The sequence below is a fragment of the Streptomyces sp. bgisy027 genome, assembly GCF_057710365.1.
This window is the reverse complement of record NZ_JBYIVZ010000004.1, coordinates 296,897-323,529: the sequence shown is the minus strand read 5'-3', so window position 1 is coordinate 323,529 and position 26,633 is coordinate 296,897. Positions and strand designations below refer to the sequence as shown.

26 protein-coding genes are annotated in these 26,633 nt (G+C 68.9%); 22 read left to right on the top strand and 4 right to left on the bottom strand.

The genetic code is table 11. The annotated features are described in order from the left end of the window. Positions 1–221 precede the first annotated feature (221 nt). From AC3ETA_RS06690 to AC3ETA_RS06680, 3 genes are all read left to right on the top strand, one after another. Complete coding sequence (locus AC3ETA_RS06690) at positions 222–956, top strand: HAD family hydrolase (RefSeq protein ID WP_432191850.1); 735 nt, start codon at positions 222–224, stop codon at positions 954–956. A 423-nt stretch (positions 957–1,379) separates the two neighbouring features. Continuing rightward, positions 1,380–2,984 (top strand): ABC transporter substrate-binding protein, encoded by a 1,605-nt coding sequence (locus AC3ETA_RS06685; protein WP_432191849.1) that lies wholly within the window; start codon positions 1,380–1,382, stop codon positions 2,982–2,984. Positions 2,985–3,077: 93 nt separating this feature from the next. Beyond that, positions 3,078–4,658, top strand: a complete 1,581-nt coding sequence (locus AC3ETA_RS06680) for an ABC transporter substrate-binding protein (protein ID WP_432191848.1) — start codon at positions 3,078–3,080, stop codon at positions 4,656–4,658. An 83-nt stretch (positions 4,659–4,741) separates the two neighbouring features. Here the strand turns inward: AC3ETA_RS06680 and AC3ETA_RS06675 are convergent, their stop codons facing one another. Then, complete coding sequence (locus tag AC3ETA_RS06675; protein ID WP_030946450.1) at positions 4,742–5,413, bottom strand: response regulator; 672 nt, start codon at positions 5,411–5,413, stop codon at positions 4,742–4,744. 14 nt (positions 5,414–5,427) lie between these two features. After that, positions 5,428–6,495, bottom strand: coding sequence for a RecB family exonuclease (locus tag AC3ETA_RS06670; protein ID WP_432191847.1), 1,068 nt, complete (start codon positions 6,493–6,495; stop codon positions 5,428–5,430). 189 nt (positions 6,496–6,684) lie between these two features. On the opposite strand from AC3ETA_RS06670, the gene AC3ETA_RS06665 reads away from it, so the two are divergent. From AC3ETA_RS06665 to AC3ETA_RS06655, 3 genes are all read left to right on the top strand, one after another. Beyond that, positions 6,685–8,283 (top strand): site-2 protease family protein, encoded by a 1,599-nt coding sequence (locus AC3ETA_RS06665; RefSeq protein WP_432191846.1) that lies wholly within the window; start codon positions 6,685–6,687, stop codon positions 8,281–8,283. 68 nt (positions 8,284–8,351) lie between these two features. Continuing rightward, a complete protein-coding gene (locus tag AC3ETA_RS06660; RefSeq protein WP_093745402.1) occupies positions 8,352–9,254 on the top strand; it encodes a tRNA (adenine-N1)-methyltransferase in 903 nt (300 codons plus the stop codon). Between the two features lie 261 nt (positions 9,255–9,515). Continuing rightward, a complete protein-coding gene (locus tag AC3ETA_RS06655; protein WP_432191845.1) occupies positions 9,516–10,094 on the top strand; it encodes a hypothetical protein in 579 nt (192 codons plus the stop codon). A 58-nt stretch (positions 10,095–10,152) separates the two neighbouring features. Here AC3ETA_RS06655 and AC3ETA_RS06650 read toward each other — a convergent pair whose 3' ends face one another. Then, on the bottom strand, positions 10,153–10,458 hold the full coding sequence (locus AC3ETA_RS06650; RefSeq protein WP_432191844.1) for a ferredoxin: 306 nt from the start codon (positions 10,456–10,458) through the stop codon (positions 10,153–10,155). 245 nt (positions 10,459–10,703) lie between these two features. Between AC3ETA_RS06650 and arc the strand changes: the two genes are divergently transcribed. The 6 genes from arc to prcA all read left to right on the top strand — a co-directional run bounded on the left by arc (position 10,704) and on the right by prcA (position 16,928). Then, positions 10,704–12,470 carry a proteasome ATPase gene (gene arc / locus AC3ETA_RS06645; protein WP_126897220.1) on the top strand — a complete coding sequence of 589 codons (1,767 nt, stop codon included), beginning with the start codon at positions 10,704–10,706 and terminating at the stop codon, positions 12,468–12,470. 245 nt (positions 12,471–12,715) lie between these two features. Then, positions 12,716–14,227 (top strand): depupylase/deamidase Dop, encoded by a 1,512-nt coding sequence (gene dop, locus AC3ETA_RS06640; RefSeq protein WP_432191843.1) that lies wholly within the window; start codon positions 12,716–12,718, stop codon positions 14,225–14,227. A 198-nt stretch (positions 14,228–14,425) separates the two neighbouring features. Next, the gene (locus AC3ETA_RS06635; RefSeq protein WP_019757212.1) at positions 14,426–14,644 is read left to right on the top strand and encodes a ubiquitin-like protein Pup; all 219 of its coding nucleotides are present in this window, start codon (positions 14,426–14,428) and stop codon (positions 14,642–14,644) included. Between the two features lie 44 nt (positions 14,645–14,688). After that, complete coding sequence (locus tag AC3ETA_RS06630) at positions 14,689–15,300, top strand: endonuclease VII domain-containing protein (RefSeq protein WP_432191842.1); 612 nt, start codon at positions 14,689–14,691, stop codon at positions 15,298–15,300. After that, positions 15,252–16,097: a proteasome subunit beta gene (gene prcB, locus AC3ETA_RS06625; RefSeq protein ID WP_037867770.1), complete on the top strand. Its 846-nt coding sequence runs from the start codon at positions 15,252–15,254 to the stop codon at positions 16,095–16,097. The genes AC3ETA_RS06630 and prcB overlap by 49 nt, the downstream gene beginning before the upstream one ends. A gap of 60 nt (positions 16,098–16,157) precedes the next feature. After that, positions 16,158–16,928: a proteasome subunit alpha gene (gene prcA, locus AC3ETA_RS06620; RefSeq protein WP_432191841.1), complete on the top strand. Its 771-nt coding sequence runs from the start codon at positions 16,158–16,160 to the stop codon at positions 16,926–16,928. Between the two features lie 78 nt (positions 16,929–17,006). Here the strand turns inward: prcA and AC3ETA_RS06615 are convergent, their stop codons facing one another. Then, on the bottom strand, positions 17,007–18,023 hold the full coding sequence (locus AC3ETA_RS06615) for a LacI family DNA-binding transcriptional regulator (protein ID WP_432191840.1): 1,017 nt from the start codon (positions 18,021–18,023) through the stop codon (positions 17,007–17,009). Between the two features lie 99 nt (positions 18,024–18,122). Here AC3ETA_RS06615 and AC3ETA_RS06610 point away from each other — a divergent pair, with 99 nt between their 5' ends. The 10 genes from AC3ETA_RS06610 to tatC all read left to right on the top strand — a co-directional run bounded on the left by AC3ETA_RS06610 (position 18,123) and on the right by tatC (position 26,578). After that, positions 18,123–19,382, top strand: a complete 1,260-nt coding sequence (locus AC3ETA_RS06610) for an MFS transporter (RefSeq protein WP_432191839.1) — start codon at positions 18,123–18,125, stop codon at positions 19,380–19,382. 9 nt (positions 19,383–19,391) lie between these two features. Next, positions 19,392–20,753 carry a Pup--protein ligase gene (pafA, locus tag AC3ETA_RS06605; RefSeq protein ID WP_030955459.1) on the top strand — a complete coding sequence of 454 codons (1,362 nt, stop codon included), beginning with the start codon at positions 19,392–19,394 and terminating at the stop codon, positions 20,751–20,753. Positions 20,754–20,905: 152 nt separating this feature from the next. Continuing rightward, positions 20,906–21,910, top strand: a complete 1,005-nt coding sequence (locus AC3ETA_RS06600) for an FKBP-type peptidyl-prolyl cis-trans isomerase (RefSeq protein WP_432191838.1) — start codon at positions 20,906–20,908, stop codon at positions 21,908–21,910. 64 nt (positions 21,911–21,974) lie between these two features. After that, a complete protein-coding gene (locus tag AC3ETA_RS06595) occupies positions 21,975–22,346 on the top strand; it encodes an FKBP-type peptidyl-prolyl cis-trans isomerase (protein WP_403459178.1) in 372 nt (123 codons plus the stop codon). A gap of 155 nt (positions 22,347–22,501) precedes the next feature. After that, the gene (locus tag AC3ETA_RS06590; RefSeq protein WP_432191837.1) at positions 22,502–23,455 is read left to right on the top strand and encodes a helix-turn-helix transcriptional regulator; all 954 of its coding nucleotides are present in this window, start codon (positions 22,502–22,504) and stop codon (positions 23,453–23,455) included. 19 nt (positions 23,456–23,474) lie between these two features. Next, on the top strand, positions 23,475–24,515 hold the full coding sequence (locus AC3ETA_RS06585) for a helix-turn-helix transcriptional regulator (protein WP_432191836.1): 1,041 nt from the start codon (positions 23,475–23,477) through the stop codon (positions 24,513–24,515). Further along, complete coding sequence (locus tag AC3ETA_RS06580; protein WP_359049459.1) at positions 24,512–24,811, top strand: hypothetical protein; 300 nt, start codon at positions 24,512–24,514, stop codon at positions 24,809–24,811. Before AC3ETA_RS06585 ends, AC3ETA_RS06580 begins: the two co-directional genes overlap by 4 nt. A 20-nt stretch (positions 24,812–24,831) precedes the next feature. Beyond that, positions 24,832–25,026, top strand: a complete 195-nt coding sequence (locus AC3ETA_RS06575; RefSeq protein WP_432191835.1) for a hypothetical protein — start codon at positions 24,832–24,834, stop codon at positions 25,024–25,026. Positions 25,027–25,289: 263 nt separating this feature from the next. Then, positions 25,290–25,583, top strand: coding sequence for a Sec-independent protein translocase subunit TatA (gene tatA / locus AC3ETA_RS06570; protein ID WP_030956493.1), 294 nt, complete (start codon positions 25,290–25,292; stop codon positions 25,581–25,583). A gap of 47 nt (positions 25,584–25,630) precedes the next feature. Then, positions 25,631–26,578 (top strand): twin-arginine translocase subunit TatC, encoded by a 948-nt coding sequence (tatC, locus tag AC3ETA_RS06565; RefSeq protein ID WP_432191834.1) that lies wholly within the window; start codon positions 25,631–25,633, stop codon positions 26,576–26,578. Positions 26,579–26,633: the final 55 nt, after the last annotated feature.

Genomic DNA, 26,633 nt, shown 5'->3' with positions numbered 1-26,633 from the left:
GAGGCAAAGTACTTCAACGCACGGTGAGGCGCCCCGCGCCGCCGCTGCCGGGCCCGCTTCCACGCAGGTCGGAGCGTCCCCCGGCGTGTTTGCGGTGTGCCCCGGGGCACACCGGTTAAACCAGGCGCTTCGGCTGCGCACGTCGTACACTGGACGGTCCACCGCAGGCCGGTTCCCCTAGTGGGAGCCGGCCTGTCCGCCCCTCAAGGAGGTGCGCCAGGATGACCAGCACGGTCCCCGGGCCAGTAACCCTTCCCCAAGCTCCCGGCTCCTCTCGAGCAGGGGACACCCCAATGGCCGATGGGTCGGCTCTTCAGGCTGTTCTCCTCGACATGGACGGCACTCTGGTGGACACGGAGGGCTTCTGGTGGGACGTCGAGGTCGAGATCTTCGCCGGCCTCGGTCACACCCTCGACGACTCCTGGCGCCATGTGGTGGTCGGCGGCCCGATGACCCGCAGCGCGGGCTTCCTGATCGAGGCCACCGGCGCCGACATCGCGCTCGCCGAACTCACGGTGCTGCTCAACCAGGGCTTCGAGGACCGTATCGACCGCGCCCTGCCGCTGATGCCGGGAGCGGCCCGGCTGCTGGCCGAACTGGCCGCGTACGAGATCCCCACGGCCCTGGTCTCCGCCTCGCACCGGCGCATCATCGACCGCGTCCTGACCTCACTCGGCCCCCAGCACTTCGCGCTGACCGTCGCCGGTGACGAGGTGGAGCGCACCAAGCCGCACCCGGACCCCTACCTGCTCGCCGCGGCCGGGCTCGGCGCGGACCCGGCCAGATGCGCGGTCGTCGAGGACACGGCGACCGGGGTCGCCGCGGCGGAGGCGGCAGGCTGCCATGTGGTGGCCGTACCGTCGATCGCCCCCATCGTGCCGGCCGACCGCCGTACCGTCGTGACCTCCCTCGAAGAGGTCGATCTGGCATTTCTGCGCGGGCTGATGGCTGCCTGACAACACAAATACGCCGGGCGTTCACCCAGCGTGCAACATCGACAACGCGAGAATTCCACGGGTGAATTCGAACCTGCCGGATGGCTGAATTCCGGTGCCTCCGAAGTCCGTTCAGTTTGTGATGTTCAACACTTCAACGGGGGTCGACAGAAGTCACACACTGTGCAGTCGGCCCCCGGCCGGAGGTGTCGGACGCACCTTTGTGTCCCGATTGATGAATCGGTGCACGAATCCTTCCCCGGTCAGGTTTTCGTTGCGTCCGCGCCCGGTTCCGCTGCGTGATGGATCCTCAACTCCGGTCGCTTCGAACCGTCCTGCGCGCGCGGACTAATCTCATCGCGAGAACACCGAACTCACCCCGTGATCCGCCGCGACACCCCTGCATGCCGGGTACACGGAGTCGACCGCTGGAGAAACCCGAGCATGAACCGCAAGACTTTGGTGCTGCCGGCCGTCATCGGCTTGCTCGTGCCGGTTCTCGCCGCCTGTGGCGGGACCGACAGCGGCAGCGACAACGGCGACGCGATCGTCGTCGGCACCACCGACGCGTTCACTGCCTCGAAGGACGCTCCCGCCCCCCTCGATCCGGCCTTCGCCTACGACGTCGGCACCTGGAACATCCTGCGCCAGACGGTGCAGACGCTGATGATCCAGCCGCGCGGCGAGGGCGAGCCGGTTCCCGAGGCCGCCCAGAGCTGCGGCTTCACCGACAGCGGCAATGAGCGCTACGCCTGCACGCTGCGCAAGGACCTGACGTTCGCGAACGGCGACCCGATCACCGCCTCGGACGTCAAGTACTCCATCGACCGCGCCCGCGCCCTGAAGGCCGACAGCGGTGTCTTCGCCCTGCTGTCCACGATCGACACCGTCGAGACCCAGGGTGACAACGAAGTCATCTTCCACCTCAAGACCGCGGACGCCACGTTCCCGTTCAAGCTGTCGACCCCGGTCGCCGGCATCGTCGACCCCGACATCTACGCCAAGGACAAGCTGCGCGACGGCTTCGAGCTCGACGGGTCCGGCCCGTACACGCTCAAGGCCGAGGTCGAGGACGACAAGCTGGTCTCCGCCGTGTTCACCAAGAACCCCAACTACCGGGGGAGCCTGAAGGTGAACAACGAAAAGGTCGAGCTGCGCAACTTCGAGGACGCCGACGAAATGGGCAGCGCCCTCGACAAGGGCGACATCGATCTGATGACCCGCACCATGTCGCCGGAGCAGATCCAGAAGCTGTCGGCCGACTCCGACGACGAGGTCGACCTCGTCGACATGTCGGGCCTGGAGATCCGCTACCTGGCCTTCAACACCAACGCCCCCACGGTGAAGAGCAAGGCCGTCCGCCAGGCGATGGCCCAGATCATCGACCGCGGCGAGCTCGTCTCCAAGGTCTACGGCTCCCAGGCCCAGCCGCTGTACTCGCTGGTCCCGGCCAGCATCACGGGCCACTCCAACTCCTTCTTCAACAAGTACGGCGACCCCGACGTCGACAAGGCCAAGTCGATGATGGAGCGGGCCGGCATCACCACCCCGGTGAAGCTGACCCTGCACTACACGACCGACCACTACGGCTCGGCCACCGAGAAGGAGTTCGAGCTGCTGAAGAAGCAGCTCAACGACAGCGGTCTGTTCGACGTCGACATCAAGGGCACGCCCTGGGCGACATTCCGCCCCGCCGAACAGAAGGGCGCGTACGACGTCTACGGCATGGGCTGGTTCCCGGACTTCCCCGACGCCGACAACTACCTCGCGCCGTTCCTCGACAAGGACAACTTCCTCGGCTCGCCGTACACCAACTCCGCGATCCGCAGCGATCTGATCCCGGAGTCCCGCCGGGTCGCCGACCGGCTGTCCGCCTCCGGCAGCCTGACGGAGATGCAGGACATCGTGGCCAACGACGTGCCGGTGCTGCCGCTGTGGCAGGGCAAGCAGTTCGTCGCCGCGAACGACGCCGTCACGGGCACGGCCTACGTCCTCAACTCCTCCTCGACCCTTCAGCTGTGGGAGCTCGGCCGTGGCGTGAGCGGCTGACGTCTCTCCGAGCCCGGCGCCCGCACCAGGACGCCGGGCCAGGCACGGGGACCCGGGACGGGTTCCGCACAATCGACGACAAGGCACTCGTAAGTGAACATGCGCAACCAGTGGCCAGTCCTGCCCGTAGTGGCAGGGCTGGCCTCCGGCCTGTTGACCGGCTGTGGCACGGAGACGGGGGGCGCCGGCGACACCGGCACCTCGGTGGTCATGGGGATGTCGGACGACGTCCTGGCCACCGACCCCGCCTCGGGCTACGACCCCGGCTCCTGGCTGTTGTTCAACAACGTCTTCCAGTCGCTGCTCAGCTTCCCCAAGGGCGCCACGGAACCGCAGCCAGAAGCCGCCGAGGAGTGCGCCTTCTCCGACTCCAAGGCCATGGTCTACGAGTGCACGCTCAAGGACGGCCTGAAGTTCAGCAACGGCGACGAGCTCACCTCGAAGGACGTCAAGTTCTCCTTCGACCGCATGCTGAAGATCAATGACCCCGACGGCCCCGCGGTCATGTTCCCCACCCTGAGCAAGGTCGAGACGCCGGACGACAAGACGGTCGTCTTCCGGCTCAACTCCTCCGACGCCACGTTCCCGAGCAAGATCGCCTCGGGCGCCGGCTCCATCGTCGACGAGGACCAGTACGACGCCGACGGCCTGCGCAAGGACGGCGAGGCGGTCGGCTCCGGCCCGTACAAGCTCGACAAGTTCGACGACGACGAGGCCGTCTTCTCGGTCAACGAGAACTACAAGGGCACCGCCGAAGTGCAGAACTCCGGCGTGACGATGAAGTTCTTCCACGGCGACCAGGAAGCCCTGAAGAAGGCCCTCAAGGAGAACGAGGTCGACATCGCCTACCGCGGTCTCACCGCCGGCGACATCACCGACGTCGAGAACTCCGGCGGCGACTCGGGCATAGAGGTCGTCGAGGGCGGCAGCGCCGAGGTCCAGCACCTGGTCTTCAACATGGACGACCCGGTCACCGGCAAGCTCGGCGTGCGCAAGGCCATCGCCTACCTGATCGACCGCGACGCCCTCATCAAGGACGTCTACCAGGGCACGGCCACCCCGCTGTACTCGATCATCCCGGCCGGCATCAGCGGCCACAACACGGCCTTCTTCGACACCTACGGCGCCCGCCCCTCCCGCGCCAAGGCCGCCGCGGCGCTCCAGGACGAGGGCGTGAACGGCAAGGTCAAGCTGACCCTGTGGTCCACCCCGTCGCGCTACGGCCCCGCCACCGACGACGAGTTGAAGGCGATCGCCAAGCAGCTCAACGCCAGCGGCCTGTTCGACGCCGACGTGCAGTCCGTCGCGTTCGACCAGTACGAGAAGGACATCGCCGACGGCAAGTACGGCGTGTACGTGAAGGGCTGGATCCCGGACTACCCGGACGCCGACAACTTCACCGCGCCCTTCTTCGGCGAGGGCAACGTGCTGAGCAACAACTACAGCAACAACGCGATCACCGGCACGCTCATCCCGCGCACCGCGGCCGAGAGCGACCGCGCCGCGACCGAGGACGACTTCGGCCAGCTCCAGGACATCGTCGCCAAGGAGCTGCCCGTCCTGCCGGTCTGGCAGGCCAAGCAGTACGCGGTCGTGCGGGACAACGTCTACGGCCTGGAGTACTGCCTCGACGCGTCCACCGTGTTCCGCTTCTGGGAGCTGAGCAAGGGCTGACGGGCGGCCGTACGCGGCCCGAACGCACCGAGGGCGCCCCTTCCTTCCGGCAAGGGGCGCCCTCTTCGTCGTGACCCGGTCTCCTACTGCGCGCCGGGACGCACCAGACCGCTCTCGTACGCGTACACCGCGGCCTGCACCCGGTCCCGCAGCCCCAGCTTGGTCAGCACATGACCCACATGGGTCTTCACGGTCGTCTCGCTGACGAACAGGTCGGCGGCGATCTCGGCGTTCGACAGCCCCCGCGCCACCAGCTTCAGCACCTCCACCTCGCGCTCGGTGAGCGTGTGCAGGGTGTCCGGGACCGGCTCGTCGCCCGAGGGCAGATGCGTGGCGTACTTGTCGAGCAGCCGGCGCGTGATGCTCGGCGCGAGCATCGCCTCACCGGCGGCGACCACGCGGATCGCCTGCACCAGCTCGTTGGCCGGGGCGTCCTTCAGCAGGAAGCCGCTGGCGCCCGCCTTCAGCGCCTCCACCACGTACTCGTCGAGATCGAAGGTCGTCAGCACCAGCACCTTCGCCGGGCCGTCCCGCCCGGGCCCGGTGATCTGCCGCGTCGCCTCCACCCCGTCCATCCGGGGCATGCGGATGTCCATCAGGACCACGTCGGGCTGCAGGGCCCGCACCTGGTCGAGGGCCTGCAGGCCGTCACCGGCCTCGCCCACGACCGCGATGTCCTGCTCGGCCTCCAGGATCATCCGGAAGCCGGTTCGCAGCAGGGGCTGGTCGTCGACCAGTAGGACGCGGATGGCCACGTGAGTCTCCTTCGCTAGTCCGGCCCCATTCTGCCCTGCGCACCGCCACCGGACTCGCCCGCCCCGACCGCGAGCGGGTACGGCGGGGGAGTGCCGCCGAATTCCGGGCAGTGGGCCTGGTGGTCGCACCAGCCGCACAGCTTGGTCGGCCTGGGCCGCCAGTCGCCCGACTCCGTCGCCTGCCGGATCGCGTCCCACAGCGCGAGCAGCTTGCGCTCGACCCGCTCCAGGTCCGCGACCACCGGGTCGTACGTCAGCACGTCACCGCTGCCGAGGTACACGAGCTGAAGCCGGCGCGGGACTACGTTCTTCAGCCGCCAGACCACCAGCGCGTAGAACTTCATCTGGAACAGCGCGCCCTCGGCGTACTCGGGCCGGGGCGCCTTGCCCGTCTTGTAGTCGACGATCCGCACCTCGCCCGTCGGCGCCACGTCGACGCGGTCGATGATCCCGCGCAGCTTCAACCCCGAGTCCAGCTCGGCCTCCACGAACAGCTCGCGCTCGGCGGGCTCCAGCCGGGTCGGGTCCTCCAGCCCGAACCAGCGCTCGACGAGCCGCTCCGCCTCGCCCAGCCAGGTCGCCAGCCGCTCGCCCTCGGGGTCGTCCGCGAACAGCTCCACGACCTCCGGCCTGCTCTCCCGCAGCCGGTCCCACTGCCCGGGGATCAGGGACTTGGCCCGCGGAGCGGTCCGCTCGGCGGCCGGAGCGTCGAAGAGCCGCTCCAGCACCGCGTGCACCAGCGTCCCCTTGGTCGCCGCCGCGCTCGGCTTCTCGGGCAGCCGGTCGATCACCCGGAACCGGTACAGCAGAGGGCACTGCATGAAGTCACTGGCACGGGACGGCGACAGCGAGCTCGGCGGTATCACCGGCAGAGCGGTGACCTTCGCGCCCTCACCCGCCTCGGCGGCCGGTCCGTCCGTGGCCGCGCCCTCACCCGCAGCGCCCTCACCGGTCGCGACCGCAGCCGCCGTACCGTCCACCCCCGTCGGCTCCTCGTCCGGCACCGGCCCTGTGACCGGTGCCGTCGCCGCCGCGACGTCACTGCCGCAGTCCGCCGCGGCACCCTCCGTGCTCGTCTCCATGACCACAGACCTTACGGCCCACCACTGACAGTGACCCAGTCCGGCTGTTACGGGCGGTACGTCAGGGGAAACTCAGGGGGTGCCGGGGCGGAACCCGTCAGGACGGCCGCATACCATCGACCCGAGACCCTTCCGCCCGGCAGGCGCGGAAGACGCTTGGGCGGAAGACGCTGAGAACGAGGGGACATCGTGGACGAGAGCGGCGGGAGCGGGCAGCCGCGATCCGGCACCGACGAGTCGACCGAGCGCCGACCAGACCGTATGGCCCCGGCCACCGACCCCGCACGCCCCGACCCGACCCCGTCCGACACCGCGCACGCGGACTCCGAGCCCGAGAACGGCACGCAGGGCTCAGAGGGCACGGACGGCGCGGGCGACACCGGTAACAGCGCCGCCGACCGCCCGGAGGCGCAGGACACCGCCGTCCCCGAGGCGGCGCCATCGGCCTCCGCTTCCGCCGAGCACGGCACGGAAGAGGGCCCCACTTCCGGCGCCCACCGTCCCGAGGGCACCCACGACCCCCGGCGTCCGCACCCCGACGCCCCCACCCCGCACGACCACCAGGCCACCCCCCACCTCGACCGCGCCCTCGCCCACTCCGGCACCACCAAGGGGCGTCCGCCGCAGCGGCCGAAGGATCCCCGGGGCGGGCTGCTGATGGGGCGGCCGTTCGGCGTGCCCGTCTACGTCGCGCCCAGCTGGTTCCTCGTCGCCGCCCTGATCACCTGGGTGTTCGGCGGGCAGCTCGACCGCGTGCTGCCCGAGCTCGGCGCCGCCCGCTACCTCGTCTCCCTCTTCTTCGCGGTCGCCTTCTACGCGTCCGTCCTCGTCCACGAACTCGCCCACACGGTCGCCGCCCTGCGCTTCAAACTCCCGGTCCGGCGCATCCAGCTCCAGTTCTTCGGCGGCGTCTCCGAGATCGAGAAGGAAGCCGAGACCCCCGGCCGGGAGTTCGTGCTCGCTTTCGTCGGCCCCCTGCTCTCCCTGGTCCTCGCGGGCGCCTTCTACGGCGCCATGCAGTTCGTCGAACCCGGCACCGTCCCCGGCGTCCTGCTCGCCGGCCTGATGATCTCGAACCTCATCGTGGCCGCCTTCAACCTGCTGCCCGGCCTGCCCCTCGACGGCGGCCGCATGCTCCGCGCGGTCGTCTGGAAGATCACCGGCAGGCCGATGAGCGGCACCGTCGCCGCCGCCTGGATCGGCCGCGCCCTCGCCGTCTCCGTCCTGGTCGGCCTCCCGTGGCTCACCCAGTCCGGCGCCCTCGGCTCCGACGCCGTCGACAACGTCGGCATGGACACCGTCATGGACGCCCTGCTCGCCGCCATCCTCGCGGCGATCATCTGGACCGGCGCCGGCAACAGCCTGCGCATGGCCAGGCTGCGCGAGCACCTGCCCGAGCTGCGCGCCCGCAACCTGACCCGCCGCGCCGTCCCCGTCGAGACCGACACCCCCCTGTCCGAGGCACTGCGCCGCGCCAACGCGGCCGGTGCCCGCGCCCTGGTCGTGGTCGACGCCGACGGCAACCCCGTCTCCCTCGTCCGCGAGGCCGCCATCGTCGGCGTACCGGAGCACCGACGTCCCTGGGTCCCCGTCAGCGGCGTCGCCCAGGACCTGACCGACGGCATGCGCGTCTCCGCCGAACTCTCCGGCGAGGAACTCCTCGACGCCCTGCGGGCCGCCCCCGCCACCGAATACCTGGTCGTCGAGGAGACCGGCGAGATCTACGGCGTGCTGTCGGCGGCCGACGTCGAGCGCGCTTTCGTGAAGGCGATGGCCCGCCCGAACTGACGCACCCCGCTTCCCGGGCCCGCTCACCCGTGGTCGGCGGCCCCCGGAAACGCCGGTAGGCTGTTCACATGTCCGAACCGACCGGTGCCGCCCGCCGTCGCGGGCCCTTCAAGGTCGGGGACCAGGTTCAGCTGACCGACCCCAAGGGCCGCCACTACACGTTCACGCTCGAAGCCGGGAAGAACTTCCACACCCACAAGGGTTCCTTCCCGCACGACGAACTGATCGGTGCTCCCGAGGGCAGCGTTGTCCGCACCACCGGGAACGTCGCCTACCTGGCGCTGCGCCCCCTGCTCCCCGACTACGTCCTGTCCATGCCCCGCGGGGCAGCCGTCGTCTACCCCAAGGACGCGGGACAGATCCTCGCCTTCGCCGACATCTTCCCCGGCGCCCGCGTCGTCGAGGCCGGCGTCGGCTCCGGCTCGCTCAGCAGCTTCCTGCTGCGCGCCATCGGCGACCAGGGCATGCTCCACTCCTACGAGCGCCGCGAGGACTTCGCCGACATCGCCCGGCAGAACGTCGAGCGCTACTTCGGCGGCCCCCACCCCGCCTGGCAGCTCACCGTCGGCGACCTCCAGGACAACCTGTCCGACACCGAGGTCGACCGCGTCATCCTCGACATGCTCGCCCCCTGGGAATGCCTGGAGGCCGTCTCCAAGGCGCTCGTCCCCGGCGGCATCGTGTGCTGCTACGTCGCCACCACCACCCAGCTCGCCCGGACCGTCGAGTCCATCCGCGAGATCGGCTGCTTCAACGAGCCGACCGCCTGGGAGACGATGATCCGCAACTGGCACATCGAGGGCCTGGCCGTCCGCCCCGACCACCGGATGATCGGACACACCGGCTTCCTCCTCACCGCCCGGCGACTCGCCGACGGAGTGGAGCCGCCCATGCGCCGCCGACGCCCCGCCAAGGGCGCCTACGGCGAGGACTACGAAGGCCCCAACGCCGACGGCGGCACCGGCCGCTGAGCCGGCCCCGTACCGCATCCAACGCACCGGCGCTGTGGTGGAGTTCCCAGGTCACCCCGGGAACTCCACCACAGCGCCTTTCTGTTGACGCGACCCCGGGAACCGACCGCCCGCCGAGCGCCGCGCGCCCCGCCGGCACCCCCGGCCACCCGACATCCGGCACCGGAACTCCACACCCCCGCCGTTCCGTCACACTGTGACGTGTGGCACGATGCTGGCCACCCACCCCCACCGGCACAGCCCTCACAGGAGACGCTCCTAGTGCAGCAATCCGCCGTCCCGGAACTGGCACACACCCACACCCGGCCCATCCACTGGCTCGCCACCGCCACAGCGGTCGCCGGTGTCGTGGCGTTCTCCTCGGTCCTCCAGCCGGGCGCGGCGACAGCGGCACAGGCAGCCGGCCCGGAGACGAAGCACGCCGCCGCGGCGGTCGCACCCCCCGACCCCGCGCGCATCGACTTCCCGCTCGAATGCGGCCCCGTGAAGGCCGTCGTGGTGAAGAAGGCCACCGGAGACCTCGACGGCGACGGCAGCCCCGAGACCGTGGCCGTGGTGCACTGCGACTCCCCGATGGGCACCCCGCCCGACGGCGTCTACGTCCTCACGCACGCCAAGGAGACAGCCGCTCCCCGCGTCGTCGCGACCCTCGTCGACCCGAAGGACAGCATCACCGTCAGTGACATCGCCGTCCGTGACGAAGCGGTCGAGGCCGAGCTGCTCGGCTACTCGTCGACCGACGTACCGCGTTGCTGCCCGGACGTGAAAAAGAGCGCGAAATGGCAGTGGCAGAACGGCTCGTTCGTCCGCTTGACACCCGCCGGTGCCCACAGCGTCTGACCCTCGCCACAGAGAGTTGTGAGAAATCAGACAGTCGTAACACCCCGTGAACGCAAGGTCACTCGGCGTCCGGGCCGAACACCTCGACCTTGTCCGAAACCCGACGCACATGGATGCAGTCGCCCGGGCATTCCTTCGCCGAGTCCACCACGTCCGTGAGAAGCGGCAGCGGCACGGGCGTTGTGGCCCCCTTGGCCTGCAGGAGCTCGTCATCGGCGCTCTTCACGTAGGCCAGACCGTCGATGTCCAGCTCGAACACCTCGGGCGCATACTGGGCACAGATGCCGTCGCCGGTACAGAGATCCTGATCGATCCAGACCTCCAGCGCCTCACCCTCGACCCCGGCCGTCCGCTCCACGCTCATCTCTCCTACCGCTTGCTGCGCCGAGCCGAACGGGAATCCGGCCAGCTCTGACGGGTGTTGAACGCTTCGACCCTACCTTCGACTGGGTTCCAATCATGTGCGGTGGGTATTCCCCTGGCGTGAGGGAGAGCGCAAGGGTGAAGATCGGACACACCCCGACCGTCTTTGTGATCTAGGGGTTTCAATCGACACCCACCCAGGTAGGGTCTGGAAGCGTCCAGCTCCCCTTGGAGGAGGTGAGGACCGTGGCAGCCCACGACGACGACATGAACCGCGGCATCCGCCCGGGACGAGGGTCCGACGACCCGGCCGGGCAGATTGCCTACCTTGAGCAGGAGATCGCCGTCCTGCGACGCAAGCTCGCCGACTCTCCGCGACACACGAGGATTCTCGAAGAGCGGATCGTCGAGTTGCAGACCAATCTGGCCGGCGTGTCCGCACAGAACGAGCGTCTCGCGAACACGCTCCGTGAGGCCCGCGACCAGATCGTGGCCCTCAAGGAAGAGGTCGACCGGCTCGCACAGCCGCCGGCCGGCTTCGGTGTCTTCCTGCAAGCCAATGAGGACGGCACCGCCGACATCTTCACCGGAGGACGCAAACTCCGCGTGAATGTCAGCCCGAGCGTCGAACTCGACGACCTCCGGCGCGGCCAGGAACTGATGCTCAACGAAGCCCTCAACGTGGTCGAGGCCATGGAATTCGAGAGCGTCGGGGACATCGTCACCCTCAAGGAGATCCTCGAGGACGGCGAACGCGCCCTGGTGCTCGGGCACACCGACGAGGAACGCGTGGTACGGCTCGCCGAGCCGCTGCGCGGCGTGAACATCCGCCCCGGTGACGCCCTGCTGCTCGAACCCCGCTCCGGTTATGTTTACGAAATCGTTCCCAAGAGCGAGGTCGAGGAACTCGTCCTCGAAGAGGTTCCCGACATCGGCTACGAGCAGATCGGTGGCCTGGGCGGCCAGATCGAGGCCATCCGCGACGCCGTCGAGCTGCCTTACCTCTACCCGGACCTGTTCAAGGAGCACGAACTGCGTCCGCCCAAGGGCGTCCTGCTCTACGGGCCCCCGGGATGCGGCAAGACCCTCATCGCCAAGGCCGTCGCCAACTCGCTGGCGAAGAAGGTCGCCGAAGTCACCGGCGTGGCCGCGGGCAAGAGCTTCTTCCTCAACATCAAGGGCCCCGAGCTTCTGAACAAGTACGTCGGCGAGACCGAGCGGCAGATCCGCCTCGTCTTCCAGCGTGCGCGGGAGAAGGCCTCCGAGGGCACACCCGTCATCGTCTTCTTCGACGAGATGGAGTCCCTGTTCCGCACCCGCGGCTCCGGTGTCAGCTCGGACGTGGAGAACACCATCGTCCCGCAGCTGCTCGCCGAGATCGACGGTGTGGAGGGCCTGCAGAACGTGGTCGTGATCGGTGCCTCCAACCGTGAGGACATGATCGACCCGGCCATCCTGCGCCCCGGCCGCCTGGACGTGAAGATCAAGATCGAGCGTCCCGACGCCGAGGCCGCCAAGGACATCTTCGGCAAGTACCTCACCGAGCGACTCCCGCTGCACTCGGAGGACCTCGGCGAGCACAGCGGCGACAAGTCGATGACGGTCCAGAGCATGATCCAGACCGCCGTCGAGCAGATGTACGCCGAATCCGAGGAGAACCGCTTCCTGGAAGTCACCTACGCCAATGGCGACAAGGAAGTCCTCTACTTCAAGGACTTCAATTCCGGTGCCATGATCGAGAACATCGTGGGCCGCGCCAAGAAGATGGCGATCAAGGACTTCCTCGAGCACAAGCAGAAGGGCCTCCGCGTCTCCCACCTCCTCCAGGCATGCGTGGACGAGTTCAAGGAGAACGAGGACCTGCCCAACACCACCAACCCGGACGACTGGGCCCGGATCTCCGGAAAGAAGGGCGAGCGGATCGTCTACATCCGCACCCTCATCACCGGAAAGCAGGGAGCCGACACCGGACGATCCATCGACACGGTGGCCAACACCGGACAGTACCTGTAAAACCCAGGGCGGCTGCGGGTGCCCTCATCGGGTACCCGCAGCCCACTGTTTTTCCGGCCACAACCGGAACACAAGGCGTGCAAGGCAATGACGCAAATGATCTCCCCACCAGGGCAAAGGCGCTCTAGGCTCTTCCGTACCGCCGAGTCGCGCAGTGCGGGGACGGGCACCGCACACGCAACCGAGCGCCAGCGGTACTTGTGCGGCGCCCACGACCGAGGGTGCCGCCGGGCAAGGAGGGCCGCATGACCGTACGGCGAGTAATGGGCATCGAGACGGAGTACGGGATCTCCGTCCCCGGCCACCCCAACGCCAATGCCATGCTCACCTCATCCCAGATCGTCAATGCCTACGCGGCGGCGATGCACCGGGCCCGCCGGGCCCGCTGGGACTTCGAGGAGGAGAACCCGCTGCGGGACGCGCGGGGGTTCGACCTCGCCCGTGAGGCCGCCGACGCCAGCCAGCTCACCGACGAGGACATCGGCCTCGCGAATGTGATCCTCACCAACGGAGCACGGCTCTACGTCGACCATGCGCACCCCGAGTACAGCGCGCCCGAGGTCACCAATCCGCGCGACGCCGTCCTGTGGGACAAGGCCGGCGAGCGCATCATGGCCGAAGCCGCCGAGCGGGCCGCCCAGCTCCCCGGCGCCCAGCCCATCCACCTCTACAAGAACAACACCGACAACAAGGGCGCCTCCTACGGCACGCACGAGAACTACCTGATGAAGCGGGAGACCCCCTTCTCGGACATCGTGCGCCACCTCACGCCCTTCTTCGTCTCCCGCCAGGTCTTCGCCGGAGCGGGCCGCGTCGGCATCGGTCAGGACGGCCACGAACACGGCTTCCAGCTCAGCCAGCGTGCGGACTACTTCGAGGTCGAGGTGGGGCTGGAGACCACCCTGAAACGCCCGATCATCAACACCCGCGACGAGCCCCACGCCGACGCCGAGAAGTACCGCCGACTCCACGTGATCATCGGCGACGCCAACCTCTCCGAGATCTCGACCTACCTCAAGCTGGGCACGACGGCCCTGGTCCTGTCCATGATCGAGGACGGGTTCATCGCGGTGGACCTGGCCGTCGACCAGCCCGTACGCACGCTGCACCAGGTCTCGCACGACCCCTCCCTCAAACGCCTGGTCACCCTCCGCAGCGGCCGCACACTCACCGCGGTACAGCTCCAGATGGAGTACTACGAGCTGTCCCGCAAATACGTCGAGGAGCGCTTCGGCGCGGACGCCGACGAGCAGACCAAGGACGTCCTGTCCCGCTGGGAGGACACCCTGAACCGGCTCGAACGCGACCCGATGAGCCTCTCCGGCGAACTGGACTGGGTCGCCAAGCGGGAGCTCATGGAGGGCTACCGCCGCCGCGACGACCTCGACTGGGACGCGGCCAGGCTGCACCTGGTCGACCTCCAGTACGCCGACGTACGCCCCGAGAAGGGCCTCTACAACCGTCTGGTGGCCCGCGGGCGCATCAAGCGCCTGATGGACGAGGCGACCGTGGAGCGGGCGCAGGTGAAGCCTCCGGAGGACACCCGGGCCTACTTCCGCGGCCGCTGCCTGGAGCAATACGCCGACGACGTCGCCGCGGCCTCCTGGGACTCGGTCATCTTCGATCTCCCGGGCCGCGACTCCCTCCAGCGCGTTCCAACCCTCGAACCGCTTCGCGGAACGCGAAATCACGTCAAGGAGCTCCTGGACCGCTGCCGGACCGCGGAAGACCTGGTCAGGGTCCTGTCAGGCAACTGATCGGCCCCGGGCGGTGTCGGCCGGACATCGGCGGGGCAGGGTGGAAAACCCGGCGCACGGGAATCATCGAGGTGGCCCCCGTACGTTGGAGAAACTGCGGGGCCGATGTCAGACCCGGCTTGTAGGGTCTGATCATCACCGATCGGCAGGAAAGCCGACCTGCCGAACATGTCGGGCGAAACGAGCGGGGTGAGGGATATGGCAACCAAGGACACCGGCGGCGGACAGCAGAAGGCCACGCGCTCCACCGAGGAGGTCGAGGAGCAGGCTGCGGAAACGCAGGCTTCGGAGGACCTCAAGGAGCGTCAGGAGAAGCTGAGCGACGACGTGGACTCGGTTCTGGACGAGATTGACGACGTACTCGAGGAAAATGCCGAGGATTTCGTGCGCTCCTTCGTGCAAAAGGGTGGCCAGTAAAGGAATTCGGGCCGCTTTTGCCTTCGAATCGAAGGTGGCGGGGGATGAGGGTGACTGGGGATCCGAACGCGAAGCAGTGCACGGGTTGCAAGCGCGACTTGTCTCCTGAGGCATTCGCACGGGACAAGAACCGGCGTGATGGTCTTCAGGTGCGGTGTCGGGAGTGCGTGGCGGAGTACAGCGCAGCGCACTACCGGCGCCGCCGGGAGACCATGGGCAAGTCGGTACGGGAGAAGGTGGACGTCCCGGCCGGGCACAAGATCTGTCGGACGTGCGGTGAGGTCAAGCCGCACAGCGAGTGGCATCGCAACGCCACTGCATCCGAAGGTCTGTCGACACGGTGCAAGGCATGCCGGGCTATCCAGGGGCGGCAGGATCACCTGAAGCGCCAGTACGGCATCACCGAAGCCGAGCGCGACGCGTTGGCGGCCTCTCAAGGAGGCGTCTGCTGCATATGTTTGGCAGCTGTGCCCGAGCATGTGGATCACTGCCACGAGACGGGTAGGGTCCGTGGCGTACTGTGCTTCAGCTGCAATGCCGCACTGGGGCAGTTCAAGGATCGGCCCGACGTCATAAGGCGGGCTGCTGCTTACGTGGAAGGAATCGCGTGGAAGCCAACACTCGTAGCACCGGGCGTCTACCAGCTGCCTTCCTGACGCCTGGGTCGTCCTCCTTCATGGACTTTCTCTCCGACCACCAGCCGGAGCTGCTGCCCGGCAAGCGTCAACTCCCGCCCACGCAGGGCGTGATCGAGGCGCCGCACGGCACGACCATCGTCGCCGTCACCTTCCCCGGAGGCGTCGTCCTCGCCGGTGACCGCCGCGCCACCATGGGCAACGTCATCGCGCAGCGCGACATCGAGAAGGTGTTCCCCGCCGACGAGTACTCGGCCGTCGGCATCGCCGGTACGGCCGGTCTGGCCGTCGAGATGGTCAAGCTGTTCCAGCTGGAGCTGGAGCACTTCGAGAAGGTCGAGGGCGCCCAGCTGTCGCTGGAGGGCAAGGCGAACCGGCTGTCGACCATGATCCGGTCCAACCTCGGCATGGCCATGCAGGGGCTGGCCGTGGTGCCGCTCTTCGCCGGGTACGACGTGGACCGGGAGAGGGGGCGGATCTTCTCCTACGACGTCACCGGTGGCCGTTCCGAGGAGCACGGCTTCGCCGCCACCGGCTCCGGTTCGATCTTCGCGCGTGGCGCCATGAAGAAGCTCTTCCGTGATGATCTGAGCGAGGCCGACGCCACGACGCTCGTGGTGCAGGCCCTGTACGACGCGGCCGACGACGACTCGGCGACCGGTGGTCCCGATGTCGCCCGCCGGATCTACCCGATCGTCACCGTGATCACCGAGGACGGCTTCCGCCGGCTGGGCGACGACGAGTCCTCCGAGATCGCCCGCTCGATCCTGGAGCGGCGTCTGGAGCAGCCCGACGGCCCGCGGGCCGCGCTGCTGTAGGCGCGGGTTCCGTCTTATCAAGGTGATCCTGTGACTTCGACAGAAAGGGACGGATAACCGGTGTCGACGCCGTTCTATGTCTCACCCCAGCAGGCCATGGCCGACCGGGCGGAGTACGCCCGCAAGGGCATCGCGCGTGGCCGCAGCCTGGTCGTGCTCCAGTACGCCGACGGCATCGTGTTCGTCGGCGAGAACCCGTCCCGTGCGCTGCACAAGTTCAGCGAGATCTACGACCGCATCGGTTTCGCGGCGGCCGGCAAGTACAACGAGTACGAGAACCTGCGGATCGGCGGCGTGCGCTACGCCGACCTCCGTGGTTACACCTATGACCGTGACGACGTGACCGCCCGCGGTCTGGCCAACGTCTACGCCCAGACGCTGGGCACGATCTTCTCCTCCGCGGCCGAGAAGCCGTACGAGGTGGAGCTGGTCGTCGCCGAGGTGGGCGCGACGCCCGAGGGCGACCAGATCTACCGGCTGCCGCACGACGGATCGATCGTGGACGAGCACGGCTCGGTCGCGGTCGGCGGCAACGCGGAGCTGATCAGCAACTACCTGGACCAGCGCCATCAGGACGGCATGACCCTCGCCGAGGCGCTGAAGCTGGCCGTGCAGGCGCTGTCGCGCGAGTCGAACGGCACTCAGCGGGAGATCCCCGCGGAGCGCCTGGAGGTCGCGGTGCTGGACCGTACGCGTCCGCAGTCGCGCAAGTTCAAGCGCATCGTCGGCCGTCAGCTCGACCGGCTCCTTGAGGCCGGCGGAGCGGCCACCGAGGCCGAGAGCGCCGACAGCGACGAGTCCTCCGAGGAGTCCGGCGCTTCCGAGGAGTAGTCCCGCCCCGCCTCACCCCGCCCGTACTGTGCCCCGGCCGAACCTCGCGGCCGGGGCACAGGGCATGTCCGGGGGCCGTCAGGGGGCGCTGGGCGGGGCTGTGGAGCCTCGTACGACGAGCTGGACCGGAATGTCGCCCCCTTCCGGCTCACGGCCTTCCAGGACCGCCAGGAGGGCCTGCATGCCGCGCTCGCCGAACAGTTCCGCGTCCAGCCGGACGGTGGTGAGCTCGGGGTCGATGGCGGTGGCGAGGGCGAGGTCGTCCAGACCGGTGACGGAGATGTCGTCGGGGATGCGCAGGCCCAGGCGCCGGACGGCCTTGTAGGCGCCGGCGGCGAGCTTGTCGTCGTCGCAGATGATCGCCGTGGGACGGGGGCCCTCGGCGGCGAGCGCGGTTTCGGCGGCGGTGCGGGCCGCGTCGATGGAGATGGGGGCGCGCACGGTCCGCAGTGAGGTGCCGGGCGTGCCGGCGAGCCGGGTGGCCAGTTCGCCCGCGCGTACTTCGAACGTCCAGGAGGCGATGTCGGCCGCCAGGTGCAGGAAGCGGCGGTGGCCGAGGCCCAGCAGGTGCTCGGTGACCTGACGGACGCCGTCGGCGATGTCCAGGTTCACGATCGCGCCCCCGAGGCTGCCCGCGGGGTCGCTGTCGAGCATGACGAGGGGCAGCTGGTCGCCGCGGATGGCGCTGAGGGCGTCGGCGGCCATGGAGGAGGCGATGACGCCGTCCAGGGCGGCCTGGGCGGAGGCGAAGGGGTCGCGGGCCGGGCCGATGCCTTCGGGGGAGGGGTAGAGGACCACGCCGAAGCCGTGCCGGGCGGCGACCCGGGCGGCGCCGGTGTAGACGCCGGCGAAGAATTCCGTGGTGAGAGCCGGGACCACCAGGAGTACCGTGCGGGTGTGGCCCAGGCGCAGGTTGCGGGCCGCGAGGTTGGGCCGGTAGCCGAGTTCGCGGGCTGCCTCCCGTACGCGTTCGGCCGTGGCCGCGGAGACGCGGCCGCGCCATTTGTCGCCGAGGACGAGGGAGACCGCGGCCTGGGACACGCCCGCGGCGTGGGCGACGTCCCGGCTGGTGGGGCGCGTGTTGCCGTGTGCCACCGTCCGCCTACTCCTTCACCTGGACTCGTGAACAGCGCACATGGTACGTATGGCGGAGGGCGTTATACGTAAAACTTCAGCGGAGGGGCGGCGCGGCCGATGACCGGCGCATACGTGGAGATCCTCAGGGCGAGGCATGCCGCCCGGCTGCTCGTCGGCACCCTCATAGGGCGGCTGCCGAACGCCGTCGCCGCGCTCGCGATCCTGCTGTTCGTGCGTGCCGAGGGCGGCTCCTACAGCCTGGCCGGCGCCCTGGCGGCCGTGTACGGCGTCGCCAACGCGATCGGCCAGCCGGTGCTGGGGCGCGTCGTGGATCTGCACGGCCAGCCGCGGGTGCAGCTGCCCGCCGCGATCGCCTCGGCGCTGGCCATGGCCGTGTTCGCCTTCGTCGGCATCGCCCCGCTGCCGCTCGCCTACGCGGCGGTGGCCGCCGCCGGACTCTTCACGCCGCCCCTGGAGGGCGGTCTGAGGGCCCTGTGGGGCTCGGTCCTGCACAAGGAGGGCCAGGTGCACACCGCGTACGCCATGGACGCGGTGGCACAGGAAGTCATGTTCACGGTGGGACCGTTGCTGCTGACTCTGTGTGCGTCGCTGTGGTCGGCCCAGGCGGCGCTGCTCGTGCTGAACGTCATCGGGGTGCTGGGGGCTCTGTCGGTGGTCGTGTCGCCGCCCTCGCGCGCGTGGCGCTCGGCACCGCGCGAGGCGCACTGGCTGGGGGCGCTGCGCTCGGCGGGCCTGCTGGCGCTGCTCGGGGCCTTCCTGTTCGTCGGCGTGGCGATGGGGTCCATCGCGGTGGCGGCGGTGTCGTACGCGGACGACCACGGCGGTGACGTGGTGTACGGCTGGCTGATGGCGGGGCTGGGGCTCGGTGCCCTGATCGGCGGCACGGCGTACGGGGCGCGGCAGTGGGGTGGCGAGCCGGCGCGGCGACTGCGGGTGCTGGTGGCCCTTCTGGCGGTGTGTTACCTGCCGCTGACGCTGATGCCGGGAGCGGTCGCCATGACCTTCCTCGCGGTGCTCGCCGGCGTGTTCCTGGCGCCGTGCATCGCGTGTGCCTTCGTGCTCGTGGACCGGCACGCGCCACAGGGCACGGTCACCGAGGCGTTCTCCTGGCTTGTGACGACGTTCACCGTGGGCGCGTCCGTCGGAACGGGTCTCGCGGGGCCGGTGGTCGAGGCCGGCGGGGCCTTCTGGGGGTTCGCCGTGCCGGGTGCCGCGGGGGCGGTGTCACTGCTGGTCCTGCTGGCCACCGGACGGGTCCTCGCAGCTCCCGGCAGGGGTGCGGTGGTTGCGGCTTCATCGGAAAATGATCCAAACCGTGCCGTCGAACCCCGTTTCAGCTCAGGGGATCGGGCGTAATGTTCAGTCATGGACCGCCGCATTTTCGGGCTGGAGAACGAGTACGGCGTCACATGTACGTTCAGGGGACAGCGCCGCCTGTCTCCCGACGAGGTGGCGCGGTACCTCTTCCGCCGTGTCGTGTCATGGGGCCGCAGCAGCAATGTCTTTCTGCGAAACGGCGCCCGCCTCTATCTCGACGTGGGATCGCATCCGGAATACGCCACACCGGAATGTGACAACGTGACCGAACTGGTCACCCACGACAAAGCGGGCGAGCGCATTCTCGAAGGACTCCTGGTGGACGCCGAACGACGCCTGCACGAGGAGGGAATCGCGGGCGACGTCTACCTCTTCAAGAACAACACCGACTCGGCCGGAAACTCCTACGGTTGCCACGAGAACTATCTCGTGGCGCGGCACGGGGAGTTCTCCCGGCTCGCGGACATCCTCATTCCGTTCCTGGTCACCAGGCAGCTCCTCTGCGGCGCCGGCAAGGTGCTGCAGACCCCCCGGGGCGCGGTGTACTGCGTCAGTCAGCGGGCCGAGCACATCTGGGAGGGCGTCTCCTCGGCGACGACCCGCTCCCGGCCGATCATCAACACGCGGGACGAACCGCACGCGGACGCGGAGCGCTACCGCCGTCTGCACGTCATCGTGGGCGACTCGAACATGTCCGAGACGACCATGCTCCTCAAGGTCGGCGCCACCGACCTGGTGCTGCGCATGATCGAGGCGGGCACCGTGATGCGCGACCTGACCCTGGAGAACCCCATCCGGGCGATCCGCGAGGTCAGCCACGACATCACAGGCCGGCGCAAGGTGCGCCTGGCCAGCGGCCGCGAGGCCTCCGCGCTGGAGGTGCAGCGCGAGTACTACGAGAAGGCCGTGGACTTCTGCGAGCGCCGCGGCATCCGCACCGGCACCGTCGAGCAGGTCCTGGAGCTGTGGGGCCGCACCCTGGACTCGATCGAGTCCGAGGACCTCGACCGCATCGGCACCGAGATCGACTGGGTCATGAAGTACAAGCTCATCGAGCGGTACCGGGCCAAGCACAACATGACCATGTCGCATCCGCGGGTCGCCCAGATAGACCTCGCTTACCACGACATCCACCGGCGTCGTGGCCTGTACTACCTGCTGGAGAAGAAGGGTCAAGCGGCGCGCATCTGCAACGACTTGAAGATCTTCGAGGGCAAGTCCGTTCCGCCGCAGACCACTCGGGCCCGGCTGCGCGGCGATTTCATCCGAAGGGCCCAGGAACAGCGCCGTGACTTCACCGTCGACTGGGTCCACCTCAAGCTCAACGACCAGGCGCAGCGCACGGTCCTGTGCAAGGACCCGTTCCGTTCGGTGGACGACCGGGTGGAGAAACTCATCGCCGGAATGTGAGGAATTCCATCCGACCGGCCCGACTCCGGTGAGCGGTGACATCCGGCCGGAACGCAACACGGGCGCCGTACGTTTCCCGTACGGCGCCCTTCGCACGCCGTAGAGTTGCGCGCACGCCATCCACAAGATCGACCGATTACGAGGCCCCCACCGTGCGCCGACGCTCACTTCTCATCGCTGTTCCCGCAGGACTGGTCACGCTCGCCGGATGCGGGGACGACGACGGGTCGGACTCCGGACAGGGCAGCGACAGCGCGTCGCCGTCGAACCCGGAGAACTCGGCCGCGCCCTCGCCGAAGATCGTGGAGGGCCCGCTGCCGGCGATCACCGCGGGCACGAAGTTCGGCGAGAAGCCCACGGTCGCCAAGGGCAGCGGTGACCCGTCGAAGGACCTCGCCGTGAAGACCGTCATCGCGGGCAACGGCAAGCCGGTCGCCGAGAACGACTACATGCTCGCCAACTACCTCGGCCAGATCTGGGCCACGGCCAAGGTCTTCGACAACTCCTACGACCGGGGCGCGCCCGCCTTCTTCCCGCTCACGCAGGGCCAGATCATCGACGGCTGGCGGTACGCGCTGGCCGGCAAGAAGGTCGGCAGCCGCGTCGAGATGGCGATCCCGCCGACCTGGGGTTACGGCAAGCAGGGCAACGAGCAGGCCGGGATCAAGGGCACCGACACGCTGGTGTTCGTGGTCGACATCGAGGACACCTTCAACTCCAAGAGCTCCGCCAAGGGCAAGGACGTCCCCCAGGACGACGCGAACCTGCCCAAGGCCGGCACCAACACCGACGGCAAGGCCCCCTCCATCGAGATCCCCAAGACGGATCCGCCGAAGAAGCTGGTGGCGAACTACGTCATCGAGGGCGACGGCGACGCGGTGGCCGCCGAGAACACGGTGCTGGTGCAGTACAAGGGCGTGCAGTGGTCCAACGGCAAGGAGTTCGACTCCACGTACGCCAACAAGCAGCTGGTGTCGTTCGCGCTCGCGCAGGTCGTCAAGGGCTGGTCGCAGGGTCTGACCGGCAAGAAGGTCGGCAGCCGGGTGCTGATCGTCATCCCCCCGGACCTGGGCTACGGCGACAACCCGCCGCAGGGCAGCGGCATCGAGAAGGGCGCCACGCTGGTGTTCACCGTGGACATCCTCGCCAAGATGTGAGTCCGGCTGCCGTGATGAAAGACTGAGACCGTTGCCTTTCCACAACAAGCATGGAGCGTAAGACGTGAGCATCGACAAGCCCGAGATCGACTTCCCGGGCGGCGAGCCGCCGAAGGACCTGGAGATCAAGGACATCTGGGAGGGCGACGGCGCGGTTGCGCAGGCGGGCCAGACCGTCACCGTCCACTACGTGGGCGTGGCCTTCAGCACCGGTGAGGAGTTCGACGCCAGCTGGAACCGCGGTACGCCGTTCCGCTTCCCGCTCGGCGGCGGTCGCGTCATCAAGGGCTGGGACCAGGGCGTGCAGGGCATGAAGGTCGGCGGCCGCCGCCAGCTGACCATCCCGGCGCACCTCGCCTACGGCAACCAGAGCCCCACCCCGGCGATCAAGCCCGGCGAGACCCTGATCTTCGTGGTCGACCTGCTCGGCGTCTGATCGTCGCATCCGATCGCCGCCTGTGATCGGCGGGCGACCGGAGCCGACAACCTGGGGCCCATGCCTGTGCGGGCATGGGCCTCGGCTTTTGTCACGCCACTGCGGAGCGGTACGGTCATCGCTCGTAAGCACCATAGGGAAGGCGAAGGGCGTCGATGGCCATTGCCAAGGCCGAGCGGCTCATGAACCTGGCGCTGTGTCTGCTCGGGACGCGGCGGCCACTGAGCAAGCGCGAGCTGCGTGAGTCCATCGAGGCCTATCTCGAAGCGGGCAGCGACGACTCCTTCAACCGGATGTTCGAGCGCGACAAGGACGATCTGCGCGAACTCGGGCTGGTCATCGAGACCGTGGAGAACCTCGACGGCGAGGTCGGCTATCTGGCCCGCCGCGACAGCAACCGGCTGCCGCCGATCACCCTGGACGCCGAGGAGGCCGCGGCGCTCGGCCTGGCCGCCAAGGTGTGGCAGCAGGCCCGGCTCGCGGGGGCTGCCAGCGGCGCCCTCCAGAAGCTGCGCGCCGCGGGGCTGCCGGAGGACGTCGACCCCTATGAGGCGCACGGCGCGCTGGAGCCCCGTATCCCCGTGCACGAGGCGGCGTTCGAGCCGCTGATGCTGGCCTGCCGGGACCGTCGCCCGGTCGTCTTCGACTACCGCAAGGCCACCGCCGCCCGCCCCGAGCAGCGCCATGTCGAGCCGTGGGCGCTGGAGTGCTGGCGCGGCCACTGGTATCTGGCGGGCTGGGACCGCGACCGCGGCGCGGAGCGGGTGTTCCGGCTGTCCCGGATCACCGGCAGGGTGCGCAGCCGCAGCGGCCGCTTCACCGCCGAGATCCCCGACGTCGTCACCGTGCGGGAGACCGTCGCGGGCTGGGCGGGGGAGACCGCCGACCGCTCGGCGCTGATCCGGCTGCGCACGGACGCTGGGTACCCCCTTCGGGCGAAGGCCACGGCGGTTCGGGAACTCGGCGACGGCTGGGACGAGTTGGAGATTCCGTACGGCCATGGGCTGGATGCCTGGCTGGTGGAGTTCGGGCCGGACGTGGTGGTGCTGGAGCCCGCGGAGCTGCGGGCCGACGTGGTGGACCGGCTGCGTGCCGTGGCCAAGGGCTGAGGGGGAGCGGAGCGAGACAGTGGCAGGCAAACCGGTCAGGCCCGTCAACGCCATCGACCAGACCCGGCGGATGCTCTCGCTGGTGACGTATCTGAAGGAGCGTCCCGGTGCTCGCGTCGAGGACGTCGCGCGCGCCTTCGGGATCTCCGAGGACGAGCTGGTCTCCGACCTGGACGTGCTGCCCATGTGCGGCACCAGCTTCCGCGGCGGCGATCTCCTCGACATCGACACCGACGGCGAGCGCATCTGGTGGCACAACCCCGACGACGTGGCCGAGCCGCTGCGGATCGCCGCCGACGAGGCGACCGCGCTGCTGGTGGCCGCCCGCGCCGTGGCCACGCTGCCCGGGCTGCGCGAGAGCGACCGGCAGGCGCTGCTGCGGGCGACCGCCAAGGTGGAGACCGCCTCGGGCGAGGCGGCCGGCGCCAGTGCCCGGCTGTCGGTGACCTTCGAGGCCGAGGGCGGTGTCTTCGCGGACGTCGACCGGGCGATCTCCGAACGGCGCCGGCTCTGGATCCGCTACTACTCACCGGCCCGCGACGAGGTCACCGAGCGGGAGATCGACCCCATCCGCCTGGTCAGCGTCGGCCACACCTATGTCGAGGCCTGGTGCCGGCGCTCCGAGGCCCGGCGCACCTTCCGCCTCGACCGAGTCGCCGAGATCAAGATCCTCGATGAGCCGTCCGCGCCGCCCGAGGTGGAGCTGCGGGACCTGTCCGAGGGGCTGGTGCAGCCCGCGGCGGAGGACCCGGAGGTCGTCGTCGAGGTCGGACCGGGCGGGCGCTGGGTCGCCGAGTACTACCCGCACGACAGCGCGGATGAGCTTGCGGACGGCGGGCTGCGTATCACTTTGCGTACCCCCGACCCGGCGTCGCTGCGGCGCCTGGCGCTCCGGCTGGGCCGCGACGGCCGTATCGTGTCGCCGCCCGAGCTGGCCGACAGCGCCCGGCAGGCGGCCCGCGAGGCACTGGCTGCGTATGACGGGGACGAGGTGCAGGAGTCCCACGGGACGCGTGTGGTTCAGGAGCGGCAGGGCGACAGGCAGGAGCAAGGGCTTTGAGCGAGTCGGCTACGTCCGGGTCCGGTGTACGGGGAATCACGGTGGCGTCAGCGTTCGCCGGGATGAGAAGCGTGGCTCCGGTGGTGTTCAAGGCCGGCTGCCCGGACTGCCGGGGCCGCTTCGAGCTCGGCGCGAACGCCCTGCGCCTCGCCATCGGTGCCAGCAGCCGTACGACGTTCTACTCCTTCACCTGCCCCGACTGCGGCGTCGCCGTCCGCAAGCCCGCCGGCGAGCGGATCATCGAGCTGCTGACCGGCGGCGGCGTCAGCACCCTGCGGCTGCACTCCACGGTCTAGGACCGTCTAGGCTCGCCCTCATGTTCTGGCCGATGTTCGCGGTAGCTGTGGGTTTTGTGGGTCTCGCCGTCCTCGGTGTGCTCGCCGTGCGGGTCTTCCTGGAGGCGCAGCGGCTGGGCCGGCAGGTCACGGACTCGGCACAGCGCATCAGCCGGGCCGCCGAGGACCTGGAGCGGGCGAGCATGAGCGCCGCCCGCGCTGTGGACTCCCTGTAGCCACGCCAAGAAGTGGGTGTGAGTGCAGTGCCGCATACGTTTTGGGCCACTTCGCCCTGTCAACCTGGCTACGGGGAAAGGTACGCTGCTGGTCGCGGGTCGGAGAACGAGGCCCGGACCGCGGACAGGGAGTAGTACGCACGGGGATTGCCTCTCGTTTACCCCTGAGCGTTACGATCGCTGTCAACGCGATCGTTAGGACATATGTCCGACCGATCGGACAGCATCCCACCCCAGCCGCCTCGGTGAGAAGGTAAAGACTTATGTTCGGAAGGCTCGGAGCCCCCGAGATCATTCTCATCCTCGTCGTCATCATCCTGCTGTTCGGCGCGAAGAAGCTTCCGGACATGGCGCGCTCGCTCGGCAAGTCCGCCCGGATCCTGAAGAGCGAGGCCAAGGCGATGAAGGACGACAACAAGTCCGCCGCCCCGGCCGACCCGCCGAACAACGCCGGTGACGACCAGCAGCCCCCGGCTCAGCGCATCATCCAGGCCTCCCCCGGTGACGTGACCAGCTCCCGCCCGGTCAACGAGCCGACGGACACCACCAAGCGCTGACGCAGGGCCGGTGACTTCCGGCCCGCCGCACGAGATGGGAACGTGGGTTGCTGAAGTCTGCCCGCAAAGAGGAGAAGGATCCCGAGGGGCGGATGCCCCTCGCGGAGCATTTGCGCGAACTCCGCAACCGGCTCGTCAAGAGTCTGCTGGCGGTTCTCGTCACGACGATCGTGGCGGCCTTCTTCTACAAGGACATCATCCAGTTCTTCACGGATCCCATCCTCCAGGCGGTGGGATGCGAGTACAGCTTCGCGGAGCTGGCGAAGGACACCAATGAGACGCAGTGCGCGCGCATCGTGCAGAACGGCCTGCTGAGCCCGTTCACGCTCGCCCTCACGGTCTCGCTCTCGTCGGGCGTGGTGCTGGCCTCCCCGATCTGGCTCTACCAACTCTGGGCGTTCATCGCGCCGGGTCTGCACCGGAACGAGAAGAAGTACAGCCTCGCCTTCGTCGGCGCGGGCTTCCCCCTGTTTGTCACGGGGGCCTACTTCGCCTACTGGTCTCTGCCCAAGATGGCGTCGGTGATGCTCGAGTTCTCGATCATCGGCAGCGACAACCAGTTGCCGCTGGACGATCTCCTGCAGCTGATCATGCGCATGATCGTCGTCTTCGGCCTCTCCTTCGAGCTTCCCCTGCTGCTGGTGATGCTGAACTTCGGCGGAGTGCTGTCCGGCAGGAAGATGGCCGGCTGGTGGCGCGCCATGATCATGGGGATCACCCTGTTCGCCGCGATCGCGACGCCGAGCACCGACCCGATCTCCATGCTGGCGCTCGCCGGCCCCATCTGGATCCTGTACTTCGGTGCGACAGCCATCGCGCTTCTCAACGACCGGCGTCGCGCGCGCCGCGACGCGGCGGGCCCGGCCGACGACGAGGCCTCCGACCTGGATCTCACCCCCGAGGACATCGGTGAGGTCGAGTCGGTCTCCGCGAGCCGGGCGCTGCCTGAGCAGGCGACCACGGAGCGGGTCAACGGTTACGACGACGTCACCTGAGAGACGTCTCTCAGCGGGAAGCGGCCGGGGTGCCTACGGGGCGCACCCGGCCGCT